This is a genomic window from Paenibacillus sp. FSL R7-0210 (assembly GCF_038009085.1).
GTDB lineage: Bacteria > Bacillota > Bacilli > Paenibacillales > Paenibacillaceae > Paenibacillus_AQ > Paenibacillus_AQ silagei.
The window spans coordinates 5105004-5119496 of sequence record NZ_JBBPAR010000001.1 but is presented as its reverse complement, the minus strand read 5'-3'; the positions used below and the strand labels follow the sequence as shown (position 1 = coordinate 5119496).

Genomic DNA, 14493 nt, shown 5'->3' with positions numbered 1-14493 from the left:
CTGTCTGCCCCGGAATTATTGCTTGCCCAGCATGGTAGGAATCTCGCCGAGCAGCCACTCTCTGGTGGTAGCATCACTGGAGGTCTTCGTGATGTCCTGTGTGTAGACGTAGCCGTTCTTAACGGCAGGCAGGCTGTTCCACACCGCGCTCTTCAGCAGATTGTCGGTCGATTGCTTGGCTTCGTCTGCTACCGGAGTCAGCAGGAAGATACGATCTCCGGCGTATTCCCGGAGCACTTCTAGTGAGATTTCCTGGAAGCCCATATCGGCATCCAGCACCTTTTGAATAGCAGGGGTAGGTTTGAAGCCTTGCTCTCCGTACAGTACCTGCGAGAGGCCCGTCGTTGCCATTACGAAGAGCCGGTCCCCCGGATAATAAGTGAAGACCGAAGCGGTCTCACCGTCCTTCATGCCCGCAGCCTTAAGCTGGGCCCACATCGCATCCTCCTTCGCCTGATACTGGGCCAGCCAAGCCTCCGCTTCCTGCTTCTTGCCTAAAATATCTCCAATATCCAGCATCCGCTCCTTCAGGGGGGCGAAGGTATCGAAGATAATCGTTGGAGCGATTTTGGAGAGAGCGTCGTAATCAGCTTCATCAATACCGGCGTAGATAATCAGATCGGGCTGAAGCTCCAGCGTCTTCTCCAGATTGATCGGGAACCCGACATCTGCAATTCCGGTCAGCTTGTCCTCGAAGACCTGGCCCTCCCCCATGGAGAGCGGATAGCCGATGGCTTGTACACCAAGTGCCAGCAGATCGCCATACGTTTCTCCGGAATAGATAATCCGCTGCGGATTCACTGGAATCTCTGCCGTATGGCCTTTGTAATCCGTGTGTGAACGGGTAGTAGCTGCAGCTTCAGCAGTGGTTTGCGCGTCAGGTGCGGTGGTTGCTGCACTACTCCCCTGATTATTCTTATTGCTGCTGCAGGCGAGCAGTAAAGTGCCCATCAGGAAGAGCATGCCCAGGATAGCGAAGGGTTGTCGAGTCTTGTTCATTGTATGTATGCCTCCCAAAGGTATTGTGATTACCAATAATGATAATCATTATCGTTTAGATCATCATAAATTATAGCCAGTTGTTACTCAATGGACAAAACACGAGGCAGCATTTGAATTTGTACAATATTTTTTTGCTCGTTTTGTTAATAACATATTGATAATATCAAAAAGGTCTGCTATGATGTTGTTAATAACAAATTAATAATAACAATTAATTAATAACTGAGTTCACCTTTGCTCAACAGATGACTCAGAATACACCCCCTAGGAGGTAATGATCATGTTTGGATTCCGGTTTGTGAAATTTCAGCCTAGTGATTATGTGCTCAAGGTGAAGAATGGCAAGGTAGTGCGTGAAGGGGTCGGGCTTTCTTTTCATTATTATGCGCCGACAACTTCGGTGGTTGTCGTGCCTGTCTCCTCGATCGATGTTCCATTTATGTTCGAGGAAATTACGGCGGACTATCAGACGGTAACCGTCCAGGGGCAGCTGACCTACCGGATTGTCGATTACCGCAAGACCACCCAGATCCTCAACTACACCTATAATCTCAAAAAGAACACCTATCTCTCCGACGATCCGCACAAGCTGGCCCAGCGGGTGATTAATATCGCCAAGGTCCTGACCAAGAAGCAGCTCGGGCAGCTCCCGCTGAAGGAGGCTATCCAGTCGAGTGAACGTCTTGCCAAGATGATTACCCATGAAATCGGCCAGAGTGCGGAGATTGAGAAGCTGGGCATTGAGCTGATGGGCCTGTCCATTCTGGCGATTGTACCGAATAAGGAGACGCTGCGGGCCTTGGAAGCGCAGGCCAGGGAGGAGATGCTCCGCAGCGCGGATAACGCGCTATATGAGCGGCGCAATGCTTCGATTGAGCAGGAGCGGCGGGTGAAGGAGAATGAGCTGAATACGGAGATCGCCGTTCAGACGAAGAAGAGACAGATGCGTGAGGCGCTGCTTGATTCTGACCGGTCAGCGAAGCAGAAGCAGAATGAGATGAAGGAAGAGCAGCTGATTTTTGATACGGAGCTGGAGGAGAAGAAGCAGGCGCTGATTGAGCTGGCCATAGCGAATAAGAGAGCCGAAGCGGATGCCAAGGCTTACGAGCTGACGGCGGTAATGAATTCGCTGCAAAATGTATCGCCTAACGTCCTGCAGGCGCTGACGAATGTCGGCATGAACCCGGATAAGCTGATCGCCATCGCCTTCCAGGAGCTAGCGGTGAATGCCGGGAAGATCGGCCAGCTTAACATTACACCGGATCTGCTGCAAGGAATCATGGCCGGCTCGGCAGGAGGTGGAGCCGGAGCAGAAAGAGGAGGTAACGGACGATGAGCAGCCGGGGTTCGGAGAACAAAATCATACTGATCAAGCGCAAGACACGCCTGGAGGAGCTGGTGGTCCGCTACAACACAATCCAGCAGGCCCAGTTCTATATTGAACGGCTGGGAGCCGATTTCAGCGACTACTTAAGCGAGGATTTCCAATACCGCAAAGCGGTGGAGACCGCAGTGACCGAGCTCAGCGCCATCGGCCGGCTCCAGGTGCTGGAGCGGCAGCATGTGCCGAATTTCATCTTCGGGGCTAAGGATACCGTAGTGGTCCTGGGCCAGGACGGTCTGGTCGCCAATACGCTGAAATACCTTCAGGAGCAGCCGCTGATCGGAGTGAATCCTGACCCGCTGCGCTGGGATGGCGTGCTGCTGCCCTTCAGAGTCAAGGAGGTGCGGCAAGTGGTGAGTGAGGTGCTGCGTGCCCAGCGCCAGGTCCGCGAGGTTACCCTTGCCAAGGTGGAGCTGAATGACGGGCAGAGTCTGTACGGGGTGAACGATCTGTTCATCGGCCGCCGGACCCATGTCTCGGCCCGGTATCAGCTGGAGCTGAACGGGCAGCTGGAGCAGCAGTCCTCCAGCGGCATTATTGTCTCGACCGGCCTGGGCTCCACGGGCTGGCTCAAGAGTGTGCTCGCCGGAGCTGCGGGTATCGTCAGCCGTGCCGCACAAATGCAGGATGCAACTGCTGACCAGACAGCCCGGGTGTCTGCGGAGGTTGCCGCAGTCAATGCGGGCAGCGGGCTGGCCTGGAATCATCCGGAGTTGTATTTCACCGTACGGGAGCCTTTTCCAAGCCGGACGACCTCAGCGGAGCTGGTATTCGGGAGAATCAGCAGCAGTCTGCCGCTGCGCATTACGTCGCAGATGCCAGAGGATGGCGTGATCTTCAGCGATGGAGTGGAGAGCGATTATCTGGAGTTCAACTCCGGGGTGGAAGCGACGGTTGGGCTCGCGGAGAAGACCGGCAGGCTGGTAGTCTAGACGAGGCGCGGACCGTTCATGGCGTGGCGGGTACGCCAAAAGGGTTCTCTCAGCTTCCGCTGCTGCGGTCTGAGAGAACCCTTTTTAGATACAAAACAGCCGTTCAAGAGAAGCTGCCTATGCTCCCCGCTCTTCCTACTGGAAGCTTCGTCCCTGGTTCATTGGAGCGTTATAGGAGGAGCCTGCGGACATCGGTGTCTGCATTGGCGTATGCATCGGCTGATGGTTAATCCCCGCGTTGATCGGGCTATGCAGTGAGTTCACCGGCTGGCTGTTTGAAGTGAAGGACGGGCTGAAGGAGGAGTTATACCCTCCCATTCCTGTATTGTGGCTCTGGCCCATTGGCTGGTTCTGTCCCATAGAATGCATTAGTCCAATCTGGTTCCCGGAATTGAAGCTTGGAATGCTTGTATGGGTATTGAAGCCGGAAGTCTGCGGGAACTGCTCCATCGATCTGACCGACTGCGAGATCTGCTGCAGCTGCTGCATCGCGGTCTGATGGCCCTGCAGCGCCTGCTGGATCATCTGAATGGCCTTGCTGTTATGCTGGCTAAGCTCCTGGAGCTTGGCGGCATCCTGCTGCTCCTGCTGAAGAAGCTGCTGGTAATTCTGCGTTCCCTGCTGGGTCTGTGCCATCAGCTGTTGAACGATTTGCTCGCATTCCCGGATCTGTGCAGATGAGTTGGTATTCAAAATAGTTGGCCTCCTTGAGATGGGTGTTTTGGTCATGCGGGCTTATTATCTCTGATGGCGCTGGCGAATATTCATGCTTCGGTGTGCAAGGGAGGCGCTTCCGCCCAGAACGGTTACAATATTGCAAACGTTGCGTCACTCCGGGCGGGACGAGTTGATAAGAATAGGTACAGGCTGCTCTGCAACTATTGCGGCAAATGAACGTCTATGTAGAAAAGACAATCCAGAATCATCCATAACCTGGAGGTGGGGCAACTATGAGTCAGCGTGAACAGGTAAGCCGGATTCAAACGTATTTTCCCAAAAGCATCGCACTAATACTGGTATTTGTAATGCTTGTGACCGCATGCTTCACAGGATCGGCTGCTGCGGCATCGTCTTCCTCAGATCTGATCATTGTGAACAAAAAAACGAACAAACTGGCGTATTACAGCGATGGTAAGCTGGTGAAGATTTTTCCGGTCGCTACCGGTAAAACGAAAAGCCTGACGCCTGAAGGCAGCTTCAAGATGGTGGTCAAAATCAAAAACAGACCCTACTACAAGGATAAGATTCCCGGAGGCGATCCGGCCAATCCGCTGGGGGACCGCTGGCTGGGGCTGGAGGTCAATGATACTTACGGCACCACCTACGCCATTCACGGCAACAACAATGAATCTTCTATCGGTAAATATGTCAGCGCCGGATGCATCCGCATGCACAATGATGATATTCACTGGCTGTATCCGAAGATTAAGAAGAATACCCGGGTAATCATTACAACCTCCGGCCTGGAGATGGCGGGCATTGCCGAGAAGAACGGCTACCGTCTGGGATCTACGATGATTGCGGGAGCTTTTGTCAAGGGCGGGGAGAAGCTGCCGGTGAAGAATTCCTTCCTGCTGGAGGATTCGCGGGTATACATTCCACTGAGTGAATCCGTGAAGCTGCTGGGCGGAAGCCTGATGCAGGAGGCGGGAACCGGGGCGCTCATTATCACAATAGGCAAGAAGACAGCAGTTCACAAGCCGCTTAGCACGAAGGCCAAAGTGAACGGCAAAACAGTAGAGATGCTAGCCTCCAAAAGTGTAGACGGCCGCCTGTACATTCCGCTGGGCAGCTTAACGCCGTTGTTCGGCCTGCCGTTCACCTGGAATGCTAAAGAGGGAGCAGTGAAGCTGTAAAGTAGTAGTGGCTGCACAAGGCCAGATTATCCAACCAAGATGCCGCCGTATACTGCGGCTCCAGAAGCCAGCCGATCGATTATTGATGGGTTGGCTTCTGTGTTTAACCGGGTGGAGTAGAGTGACAGGATACATAGAGAATAGTAATATGAGAGAGATTTGTTATATTCTTGATCTGCCAGGGGAGGGACTGAAGATTAGAGTACGTATTATAGGCGGCTGCGGCAGCGGGAAGACGTATATCGCCCGGAAATTAGCTCAAAGTTACGGAATTCCGTGCTATGAAACGGATAATTTTGTCTGGGATCGCAGGGACAACACCAAGAACTCCCCGGAGGTACGGGATGGCAAGCTCGCGGAAGCTATGGATGCGGAGTCGTGGATCATAGAGGGCGTACATTACCAGTGGGGAACAGAAAGCTTCCGGCAAGCAGATCTGATATTCCTGATTCAGCCTAACGCTTATGTACAGGATGCCCGGGTCATCCGCAGGTTCGTGAAGACCAGGCTGGGGCTGGAGCAAGGGAATTATAAGCAGTCGTTCAAGTATCTCCGGGTGATGCTGCTGGAATGGAACCGCAGCTTCAGGAGGGAGGGTATTCCTGCGATCATGGCATTAACCGAACAGTATCAGGCTAAGCGGATCATCGTACAGCAGAATAATGAGATTTTGCAGCATGTGGGCAGGTATGTGCGGGGGAAGGGTGTGTTGGAAACGAGTGATGGACATGATTGATGAGACTACTTTTGCGTGAGGGGTGAAAGTATGGGGCCGAGGATCGAGGAGCAGCTTGATGTGTACGATTTTGTAGGCTTTTGGAAAAGAGTGCTGATTAATTTCATCGATTTTCTGATTCTTATTTTTCCAACCTACTTGCTGGAACGGATTTCAGTTTCTGCTGCAGAATCGGCAGGGTCAGCGTTCCCGCTTTTTATACAGTTTGTACTGCTTATGGCGTTCAATGTATTTATGGTTGTTCGGTACGGAGGCACACCGGGCAGGCTGCTTCTGGGGGCAAGAATCGTTGATGAGAATGGAAGATATCCACTGCTCAGGCAGGCTCTGATCAGGGATAGTTTTATTATTGTTAACAGCTTCCTGGCAGTGATTGTGGGTCTGAATACTGAGGCGTTGTCCTCCATCCCAAGCAGTCTCGTGAACTGGAGTCCGCTTGCAGCGGATTTGAATGCTTTTATTGGCTGGGTAGTGGTCGTGGATTGCCTATTCATCGCATTTACCCCGCGCAAGCGGGCGCTGCATGATCTGATGGCCCGAACTTATGTGGTGAATAAAACGGCGCTGGACCGTTATCAGACAGGGAAATTCATAGCATAAGGCAATGCGTATAATACCTGAAACAGGAGGTCTGCACCTGCAACCTTTGTTACAGCCCCTGCGTCATAGGGTACAGTTTAGACAAAAGAGGATGGTTCCCATAACGAAGGAGATGGCAGCATGACTACATTAATTAGAACAATCACAGGTATTCTTATCGTTGGGGCGATGCTCAGCCTTACAGCCTGTAATTCCGGCAAAACGGAACCATCGCTTAACAATACGGCTGCGGCTACAGCAACTGTACAGCCAGGGGATAGCGCTTCATCGGCAGCAGAAGGTGCGCAGGTGAGCGAATCTGGTACAGATGACGGCGCTGCTGCGGGCGCAGAGCCTGTAACTGCTGACTCTGAAGCCGCAGCGGGAGCCTCAACAGAGTCTACGGTTACTGAGGTTGCAGGGGCTGAAGCAGATACCGTAGCTCCCGCCACCCCGCAGGAACGGAGCAAGCAGCTGAAGGAGCTGCTGGAGCTTGCTAAGCAGGGCAAGGTGCCCGGCGTCGAATATGCTGCACACACCGGACTTATTGATGAGGTGGAAGCCGCGTGGGGAGAGCCGGACCTCAAGGAATCGGCAGGCAAAGGGATCTATTCCACATATTCAGGCAAGCAGGTAGTAATCGGCTTCAATAAGGGCAGCAAGATTTTCGATGTGCGCTCCAGCGCCCCAGACCTGCGTAACCTGACACTGGATCAGATTGAAGAAGTACTCGGCAAGCCGGATGATACTACCGTGAATGGCGAGCATAACATCTATATTTATCAGGCCAACAAGCAGTATCAGCTCAAATTCATCATCCCGGAATCCACAGGAACGGTAGATCATATCTCGGTGTTCTCGGAGCAGGACTCCATTAATAATATGGCAGGCTAGCCTCGCGTCAACAGGTGGGACGATTAGAGCGACTGTAGTCACATCAATATTGTAAAGAGAAATCCCCTTTCAGCGGCAACTGTAGGGGGATTTTTTGGCTCAAGCTGATATAATCGACTTGTGGATTTATTAGCAGAAGAAGAAGAAAAGAGGCACCGCCATGCATCTGGAGTTGAACGGAAATGAATATAAGGTATCTGCCGGAGGATTAACGGTAGAGCTGCTGCCCAAGGAGTTTGCGCTGCTGCAGTTTCTGTACCGTAACCGCGGGCGGACCTTCAGCCGGGAGCAGCTGCTGGATAAAGTGTGGCCGATGGAATATCCGGTGGAACGGACCGTTGACGATCATATCTACCGGCTGCGCAAGAAGCTGCGGTTACTGGGCGGGATTGACATTAAGACGATTCGCGGATTCGGGTACAGTCTGGCAATTCCGGGCGGCCTTGCGGGCGTAGCGGTAAATCCGGCAACGAATGACCCGGAGCTGCGCGACACGATGCGTGAGGTGTTCATGAAGTTCCATGTCTACGGTCAGGGGAACTCCATGCTCACTCTTGCCCGCCAGCAGGACATCCTCGGCTACGAGCTGGACCCGCATTATTCTATGGTTGTTCATTTTGTGCAGGGAGATTTGGATTGGTTGGTCCACACGGACGAGATTCCGCTGAAGGACCGGCTCTTTTACCTCAATCTGTTCTACTTCTTCATTGGTGATCCCAGGGAGAAGGTGGCGTACGCCGAGCGCCTGATTGCGCGGAATCTGCTGAACCCGCCAGAACAAACCGAGCTTGAGATTCTGACGATGCTGGACATGTACACCCTTGCAGGTCAGCCGGAAAAAGCACTGGAACGTCTGAAGCGTTCCTACCAGGTGATCGCCGGACCCGGCTTCGAGAATTTCATCCCGGTCACGGTAATTACAGAGCTGTTCATCCATCTCTCAGCGGGAGCTTGCGATGAAGAGCTGGAACGGATGGATGAAGCCGTCAGCCGGATTTTGCAGGACAAGCCCTTTTTGCGGGAGATTGGCAACTACAAGGTAGTGAAGGGACTCTGGAAGCTGCGCCGTGAACAGTGGGCAGAGGGGGAGCGGCTCATCAATGAGGGATTGCAGGTGCTGGATATGTCGGGATTCGTGCCGCTGCGCTTCTATGCACTGTACAAGATTCATCATTTTTGCCGGATGTTCCTGACCGGAAGTACCTTGGACCGAAAGTATAGTAGCCTGTTTGCGGCCGAGCTTGAAGCTTGTGGCCTGGACAGACTAGAACACACTCTGGAGCGCATCCTGCTGCCGCTGCTGGAGACCCCATGATAATTCTCTGACAATTCTCCGTTACTTTAGAATCATAGATGAAGCTTCATCTACGATCTTAGGTAACCTGGAGGAGTGTCAGATGGAACGATCAACCAAGCAGGGAAACAGTCTGCTTCATAACAAAACGTATATGCGGGTGTACAGCGCTTTTGCCACAGCGAGCTTCGGCGACTGGTTCGATGCACTGGCGATTCAGGTGCTGGTCGGTTACCGCTGGCAGGCCGGGCCGCTGATGCTGGCCCTCATTCCGGTAGCGCTGGCGCTGCCGAGTATTCTGCTCGGCTCGATTGCCGGGGTAGCCGCCGACCGGCTGAACAAGCTGAAGCTGATGCGCATCTGCGATCTGCTGACAGCGCTCTTGACCCTGCTGGTGCTGTTCGCCCCGAGTATGGTCTGGCTGCTGCCGCTGCTGGCGCTGCGCTCAGCGCTGTCTACACTGAATATGCCGGCCCAGCAGTCCTTGACCCGCAGTCTTGTGAGAGAGGACCAGCTGCTGCAAGCCTCATCACTCAACGGACTGGTCAACCAAGGCTCCAAAATCGCCGGGCCGCTGCTCGGAGGTCTGGCGCTCGCCTTCCTTACGCCGCAGTGGTGCATCCTGCTCAATGCCTTGCTGCGCGGCTGTTCTTATCTGCTGCTGCTATCCGTAAAAAACATCCATACGGAGGAAGAAGACAGCAAGCAGCCGGAAGCGCCGGACAACAAGATACCACTCCGCACCATGTGGCGGGAAGGCTGGAGCTTCATGCTCCGCAGCCGGCTGCTGCTGAATACGATGCTGTTCGGACTTGCCGGGTCGTTAGTGATTCAGGTCGTCGACTTTCAATTCACCAGCCTGTTCCGGGTATTCGCACCAGACCGGGAATCCCTGCTCGGCTGGATGGTAGCTGCTACCGGAGCTGGAGCTGTGCTCATCATCCTAATCCTGAACAAGCTGAAATTGGAAGAAGGTTATGGCTGGAAGCTGGGATCTGGGTATGTCCTGATCGGCGGATCAATTGCGGCGCTGGGTCTGCTTCAGCCGGGGGCATCTATGATTTGGGTGCTGCTGATCGGGTTTGTGCTGGGGATCGGCAACGGGGTATTCATGATTACTTTCAATTACTGTCTGCAAAAAGAAACCCCGCCGCACATGACCGGCCGCATCTTCGGCATTCAGAACACCGTCCTCAGCACGGTACTCATTGTGGCACCTTTGCTGGGCGGCGTGCTTGTGCAATATGCAGGTCCGGCCCGCATTTTTGTTAACATTGGCTTACTGCAGCTGCTCTTGGGTCTGATGGGTGTGGCGTTCAGACGGCAGCTCTGGCCGGTGGCGAGGTCTACAGCGGAAGCCGCTCAGCCAGCGGTAGAGAGTAGCTAAGAAGGTTAACGGATCACTAATTTCTGTATGTACGATTAGGAGGAGCTTATGACAACTTATATCTACATGGTAAGGCACGGAGACTCGCTCCGTACCGGGGTGGATGAATGGACACGCGGCCTTTCGCCCAAGGGGGAGGAGGATGCCCTGCAGGTCACGGAATGCCTGAAGGATGAAGGGATAGATGTATTGTACAGCAGCCCGTATATCCGGGCTGTCAATACGATAGCCGATCTGGCTGATAAGCTGGGGCAGGAAATCATTCTGATCGATGATCTTAGAGAAAAGGTCTGGATGGAGGGCAACCAGCAGCTATCCGACGAAGGCTTATACGATGAACTCCAGAAGATGTACACCGATCCCGATTATGCCCTGCCGGGCGGGGAATCGAACCGGGAGTGCCAGGCACGGGCAGTGAAGGCGCTGCAGAATATTCTGCGGACCCATGAAGGGAAAAGAGTGGCCATCGGAACCCATGGTATGGTGATGTCCTTGATGATGGGCCATTATTCCCCGGGATACGGTCTGGACTTCTTACTACAGACGACCAAGCCGGATATTTATGTCATGGAGTTCGGAGAAGATGAAGTGTCGGTCCGGCGGATGTCGCTTTAAGCTGAGTAGAGTCCGAGGTGATTCCACAATGTTATAAAGGGTTTGAAACAGCCGAAGCTGAATGATACTCAATAATAATCTCAAGAAGGCAGCCGACCAATGTGGTGGCTGCCTCTTTAGCTTTTCGTGATCAACTGGCCGCAAACGGATAATCAATAACGATGATTCCATCAACAAATGGGCCTATGGATTGCAATAAATTTTGATGTAGCGGGTGTTGAATATATTCACGGCAAGCTTGCTGATTCTCAAAAGTAACTCTGATCCCCAGCGTGAACCCCTGGGTGTGCTCGATTTCCTCAGTCACGTTAATCCCCGCGCTAAGATCTACGATACCTGGAATTTCCCCCTTAAAGTTCTGCGCGCGCCTAACAGCGTCCTTTTGCTCTGCAATAGAAACATCAGGCTTGAATTTCAATAGCACCATATGCTCAAACATCTTAATCCCCCCAAAACTAATATCAACTTGTCCTAACCATTCTTGCTCTTCTCCTATGGAGGACATAGACTAGTGTACATGAGCCTAACGAGGTTAGGGAGATATCTGGTTATCGTAGGATTGGAAATCCTACGTTCAAGAATAGATAGGAGGCATGAGGAGATTATGGCGGACAGACTGGACCGTTACGGGGAATTGTCTCGTTTTTTGCGCTTACGCCGTGAACGAATGACTCCTAAGCAAGCGGGTTTGCCGGAAACCGGACGCAGACGTACACCTGGACTTCGCCGAAGCGAGGTAGCCCAGCTGGCAGATGTAGGATTGGACTGGTACACCTATTTGGAACAAGGGCGTCCTATTAACGTATCCGCTGAGGTACTTGACCAAATATCAGAAGTGCTTCGGTTCGATGAAGCAGAACGCAGGCATCTGTACCATCTGGCTCGAAAGCAATTTCCCTTGATCAATACTCATCAACCCTCCAAGGTAACAGCGGAACTTCAACGTTTTTTGGATAGCCAAACCCTGTCACCTTCGAATGTCATGGATGCGCATATGAATATCATTGCCTGGAATGAAGCCTACTGTGCAATGAATGGGGATCTCGCGGCTATGTCGGAGAGTGAACGGAATTTTGTCTGGATGACGTTTACTTCTGCCCGTTTCCGCTACGTTAAGGGAGAGCAATGGGAAATGCATGCCAGGCGAATCGTTGCTACTTTCCATGCCGGGTACGCCCGTCACGGCGAAGACCCTTGGTGGTCTGAGCAGTTCGAGGCACTGTCCAAGGTTAGCAGTGAGTTTCGTGAATTTTGGGACTCTCATGAGATTCTCGATGCCATAGATGCTCCGAAGACGCTGCATTGTCCGAATCTCGGGAAATTGAATTTCGATCTTGTATCGTTTCAGTATTTGAACGACTCAAATTTGACCGTATCCATCCATGTTCCTCATCAAGACGGCACGGTGGAAAAAATGCAGCAGCTGTTAATTGATTATCGGGACCAGCGTTACGGGCCCTAAGGGCAATTGGATTAGTTTGGTCGAAGCTAACATTCAGGGCTAGTTGTATTATGTGCATTTAAAAACAGTCAAAAGGAAGGAGTAGCTCTTCTAACTGTAGTTTGTACAACTAAATTTGCCTGAGTGGGCGAGATCCCCGATAATGAGCTATTTTAAATGTATGAAATACAACTAAACGTATATTTGGCAGTGAATCAAACGTTTTAATTGTACGGAATGCACTTAAGTATATAGCTTAGTTTGTACCTTAACAGATTTAAGTCTGGTGCTGTATTTAAGTGGAACTGCTAACCCTATAGCCCATAGAATCGTTTTGTGTTGGCCGTCAGCAGGGCCTGGGCCTCTGGAACGGAATATCCATGCAGCGCCCCCCAGGCGGCAGCAACGTCATGGACCATAGCCGGATGGGTGGTGCGCCCGGCGTACGGTCCTTCAAACGGCCACGGGCCGTCCGTCTCTGCCATGACCAGCTCCGGCGGATAGCGGCGTGCCAGCTCCTGAATCTCCGGTTCGTAGAGGATGTCGGGAGTGAAGGAAATGTAGTAACCGCGGCTAATCATCCGGTCAACGGTAGCAGCGGGGCCCTTGAACCAGTGGAAATGGGCCTGCGTAAGGCCATGCTGCTCCAGCAGATCGCATACGGTCCACGCATCCTCATAGACGGCATGTAGTACTACAGGCTTGCCCAAACGTGCAGCCAGTCCAAGAAGTCTGTCCAGAAGCTGAATATAGGGTGCCATATCCCAAGCTTCGCCACGCTCCACAGCCTCGGTCCGGGAGTAGTAGGGAAGGCCGATTTCACCAATAGCGGCCATACTTCCAGCATGGTCTGTAATCCATTTCAGTAGCACGTTCAGTTCTTTCTCCGCAGGCAGCGCCTGCTCTGGATGGAAGCCATACGCAGGCTTCACGAGGCCCGGATAGCTGGCTGCTAACTCCAGAGTTCGCTTGCTCGAAGCGAGATTCATCGAGACGGCTATCAGCGACTCTATGCCCTGCTCTGGCAGTCCCTCCAGCAGCGAGGACACTACGTGATCCTCATATTGGTCTAGATGAATATGGGCATCAATCATGGCTAAGCTCCTTCCCCGGCAACCTTCTTATTTCTCCAAAATGGCTTCACCGCGTTCATCCGGCTCAAAAGCAATAGACCCCAGCTCCATCCCCGTCTTGCCTGCCTTATATTCCAGCTTCAGGGTACCGACACTCTCGGTCATGCCGACCATTAAGCTGGTGTCCGCAAGCAGTTTGTTATTCTCTACTGAATAGTAGGTTACTGCGCCAATGGCCGCTTTGCTGCCGAAATACTTCAGGCCGTCCTCAGCACGGTCCTGTAGTCTGAGCGTCATCTTGGACGGCTTGAGTCCTGTAAGCTCAAGCTTCAGCAGGACGTCCTTTTGATCCAGCACAATACTGGATGAGACTGCTGCGCGGGCGGCCTCGTCCGCAGCAGGCACGGAGAGCTCCTTCCCCTGCTCCGGCTTCACGACATGAACCTCCTGTGCAACCAGCGAGGTTCCGGTTCCCAGGGTGAACACAACCGTAGCCTCCGGTTTGCCGTCAGAATCTACATCAGCATAGAAGAGCTGAGGCGGATGCGAGTAGTCTCTGGATACCGTCCAGTTGAAGTGTTGCTTTTTCCCGTTCACTTCAAGGATGAATCCTTTGTAGGTATCGCCGTCCTTAAGCGCGGCGTACAGCTTCACCTTGGAATTATTCTCTGCAACGGCAAGGGGGGCAGCGGGTACTCTGACGGTTGTGCTAAGACTGCCTGGGGTAATATTAACCCGGCTTCCTCCCGGATTCAGCTCTGTAACAGCTCCCGTAAGGGAATCCAGAGCAGCTGCCGCGATGTATACACGGCCTGCCTTCAGCAGCACAGGGGCGTCCAGATCCTCTTGGTATCCTCCGTCCGTTTGCGTATAAGTCACTTGCATGGAAGCGCTGCCGGGCGTAAGAATAGTCTTGTCCCAGCTTGTGGACAGGGTTAGTTGCTTGAGGGTGTTATTCCATTGCAGCTCTATCGGGAAGTATTCCAGCAGCGCGCGGGCAGGTACGTATAATGTGCCGCCGGAGTGGAAGGGGGGAGCCCCGGGGAGAACGGCTTGTCCGTCCACAACAAGGGATAGAGGAGCAGCAGCAGAATGGGCAATATCTATGGATGAACCCGCCGCATGGCCTGCGAGGAGCAGGGCAATAGCGGCAGCGGTAATTAATTTTTTCATAAGATAACCTCCGGAGTCTGGAAATTCCAATCTCTTGTATTATAAATGAAAAACTCCGCCTGCGGTCACGTTCTGTTAACAAAGATAAGACAAGCCTGTTACAGCCCTAGCATATACTGCCCATACT

Annotated in this window: 15 protein-coding genes; 10 read left to right on the top strand and 5 right to left on the bottom strand. The window is 52.7% G+C overall.

Features of this window, described 5'->3' with window-relative positions; genetic code table 11:
- Positions 1 to 15 precede the first annotated feature (15 nt).
- Positions 16 to 999, bottom strand: coding sequence for an ABC transporter substrate-binding protein (locus MKY64_RS21710; RefSeq protein WP_340955649.1), 984 nt, complete (start codon positions 997 to 999; stop codon positions 16 to 18).
- 283 nt (positions 1000 to 1282) lie between these two features.
- Here MKY64_RS21710 and MKY64_RS21705 point away from each other — a divergent pair, with 283 nt between their 5' ends.
- Positions 1283 to 2338 (top strand): SPFH domain-containing protein, encoded by a 1056-nt coding sequence (locus MKY64_RS21705; RefSeq protein ID WP_209878793.1) that lies wholly within the window; start codon positions 1283 to 1285, stop codon positions 2336 to 2338.
- Complete coding sequence (locus MKY64_RS21700) at positions 2335 to 3318, top strand: sugar kinase (protein WP_340955646.1); 984 nt, start codon at positions 2335 to 2337, stop codon at positions 3316 to 3318. Before MKY64_RS21705 ends, MKY64_RS21700 begins: the two co-directional genes overlap by 4 nt.
- A gap of 135 nt (positions 3319 to 3453) precedes the next feature.
- Here MKY64_RS21700 and MKY64_RS21695 read toward each other — a convergent pair whose 3' ends face one another.
- Positions 3454 to 4011 (bottom strand): hypothetical protein, encoded by a 558-nt coding sequence (locus MKY64_RS21695; protein ID WP_340955644.1) that lies wholly within the window; start codon positions 4009 to 4011, stop codon positions 3454 to 3456.
- Between the two features lie 257 nt (positions 4012 to 4268).
- On the opposite strand from MKY64_RS21695, the gene MKY64_RS21690 reads away from it, so the two are divergent.
- The 7 genes from MKY64_RS21690 (at position 4269) to MKY64_RS21660 (ending at position 10679) form a co-directional block, all read left to right on the top strand.
- Complete coding sequence (locus MKY64_RS21690) at positions 4269 to 5174, top strand: L,D-transpeptidase family protein (protein WP_340955643.1); 906 nt, start codon at positions 4269 to 4271, stop codon at positions 5172 to 5174.
- Positions 5175 to 5322: 148 nt separating this feature from the next.
- Positions 5323 to 5910 (top strand): hypothetical protein, encoded by a 588-nt coding sequence (locus tag MKY64_RS21685; RefSeq protein ID WP_340955642.1) that lies wholly within the window; start codon positions 5323 to 5325, stop codon positions 5908 to 5910.
- Between the two features lie 30 nt (positions 5911 to 5940).
- Positions 5941 to 6510 carry an RDD family protein gene (locus MKY64_RS21680; RefSeq protein ID WP_340955640.1) on the top strand — a complete coding sequence of 190 codons (570 nt, stop codon included), beginning with the start codon at positions 5941 to 5943 and terminating at the stop codon, positions 6508 to 6510.
- Between the two features lie 120 nt (positions 6511 to 6630).
- Positions 6631 to 7383, top strand: a complete 753-nt coding sequence (locus tag MKY64_RS21675; RefSeq protein WP_340955638.1) for a DUF4309 domain-containing protein — start codon at positions 6631 to 6633, stop codon at positions 7381 to 7383.
- Positions 7384 to 7543: 160 nt separating this feature from the next.
- Complete coding sequence (locus MKY64_RS21670) at positions 7544 to 8698, top strand: winged helix-turn-helix domain-containing protein (RefSeq protein ID WP_340955636.1); 1155 nt, start codon at positions 7544 to 7546, stop codon at positions 8696 to 8698.
- Positions 8699 to 8780: 82 nt separating this feature from the next.
- Complete coding sequence (locus tag MKY64_RS21665) at positions 8781 to 10064, top strand: MFS transporter (RefSeq protein WP_340955633.1); 1284 nt, start codon at positions 8781 to 8783, stop codon at positions 10062 to 10064.
- Between the two features lie 48 nt (positions 10065 to 10112).
- The gene (locus tag MKY64_RS21660; protein ID WP_340955631.1) at positions 10113 to 10679 is read left to right on the top strand and encodes a histidine phosphatase family protein; all 567 of its coding nucleotides are present in this window, start codon (positions 10113 to 10115) and stop codon (positions 10677 to 10679) included.
- Positions 10680 to 10809: 130 nt separating this feature from the next.
- Here the strand turns inward: MKY64_RS21660 and MKY64_RS21655 are convergent, their stop codons facing one another.
- Positions 10810 to 11118 carry a Dabb family protein gene (locus MKY64_RS21655; protein ID WP_340955629.1) on the bottom strand — a complete coding sequence of 103 codons (309 nt, stop codon included), beginning with the start codon at positions 11116 to 11118 and terminating at the stop codon, positions 10810 to 10812.
- Positions 11119 to 11283: 165 nt separating this feature from the next.
- Here MKY64_RS21655 and MKY64_RS21650 point away from each other — a divergent pair, with 165 nt between their 5' ends.
- On the top strand, positions 11284 to 12141 hold the full coding sequence (locus tag MKY64_RS21650) for a helix-turn-helix transcriptional regulator (protein WP_340955626.1): 858 nt from the start codon (positions 11284 to 11286) through the stop codon (positions 12139 to 12141).
- Positions 12142 to 12434: 293 nt separating this feature from the next.
- Here the strand turns inward: MKY64_RS21650 and MKY64_RS21645 are convergent, their stop codons facing one another.
- Both MKY64_RS21645 and MKY64_RS21640 read right to left on the bottom strand, forming a co-directional pair.
- Positions 12435 to 13214, bottom strand: coding sequence for a TatD family hydrolase (locus MKY64_RS21645; protein ID WP_340955623.1), 780 nt, complete (start codon positions 13212 to 13214; stop codon positions 12435 to 12437).
- A 27-nt stretch (positions 13215 to 13241) separates the two neighbouring features.
- On the bottom strand, positions 13242 to 14366 hold the full coding sequence (locus tag MKY64_RS21640) for a stalk domain-containing protein (protein ID WP_340955622.1): 1125 nt from the start codon (positions 14364 to 14366) through the stop codon (positions 13242 to 13244).
- Positions 14367 to 14493: the final 127 nt, after the last annotated feature.

Excerpts from the sequence above, each read along its gene's own strand:
- MKY64_RS21710 (WP_340955649.1), bottom strand. The coding sequence starts at position 999 with ATGAACAAGACTCGACAACCCTTCGCTATCCTGGGCATGCTCTTCCTG.
- MKY64_RS21670 (WP_340955636.1), top strand. The coding sequence starts at position 7,544 with ATGCATCTGGAGTTGAACGGAAATGAATATAAGGTATCTGCCGGAGGA.
- MKY64_RS21640 (WP_340955622.1), bottom strand. The coding sequence starts at position 14,366 with ATGAAAAAATTAATTACCGCTGCCGCTATTGCCCTGCTCCTCGCAGGC.
- MKY64_RS21650 (WP_340955626.1), top strand. The coding sequence starts at position 11,284 with ATGGCGGACAGACTGGACCGTTACGGGGAATTGTCTCGTTTTTTGCGC.
- MKY64_RS21655 (WP_340955629.1), bottom strand. The coding sequence starts at position 11,118 with ATGTTTGAGCATATGGTGCTATTGAAATTCAAGCCTGATGTTTCTATT.
- MKY64_RS21700 (WP_340955646.1), top strand. The coding sequence starts at position 2,335 with ATGAGCAGCCGGGGTTCGGAGAACAAAATCATACTGATCAAGCGCAAG.
- MKY64_RS21705 (WP_209878793.1), top strand. The coding sequence starts at position 1,283 with ATGTTTGGATTCCGGTTTGTGAAATTTCAGCCTAGTGATTATGTGCTC.
- MKY64_RS21685 (WP_340955642.1), top strand. The coding sequence starts at position 5,323 with ATGAGAGAGATTTGTTATATTCTTGATCTGCCAGGGGAGGGACTGAAG.
- MKY64_RS21660 (WP_340955631.1), top strand. The coding sequence starts at position 10,113 with ATGACAACTTATATCTACATGGTAAGGCACGGAGACTCGCTCCGTACC.
- MKY64_RS21680 (WP_340955640.1), top strand. The coding sequence starts at position 5,941 with ATGGGGCCGAGGATCGAGGAGCAGCTTGATGTGTACGATTTTGTAGGC.
- MKY64_RS21675 (WP_340955638.1), top strand. The coding sequence starts at position 6,631 with ATGACTACATTAATTAGAACAATCACAGGTATTCTTATCGTTGGGGCG.
- MKY64_RS21690 (WP_340955643.1), top strand. The coding sequence starts at position 4,269 with ATGAGTCAGCGTGAACAGGTAAGCCGGATTCAAACGTATTTTCCCAAA.
- MKY64_RS21665 (WP_340955633.1), top strand. The coding sequence starts at position 8,781 with ATGGAACGATCAACCAAGCAGGGAAACAGTCTGCTTCATAACAAAACG.
- MKY64_RS21645 (WP_340955623.1), bottom strand. The coding sequence starts at position 13,214 with ATGATTGATGCCCATATTCATCTAGACCAATATGAGGATCACGTAGTG.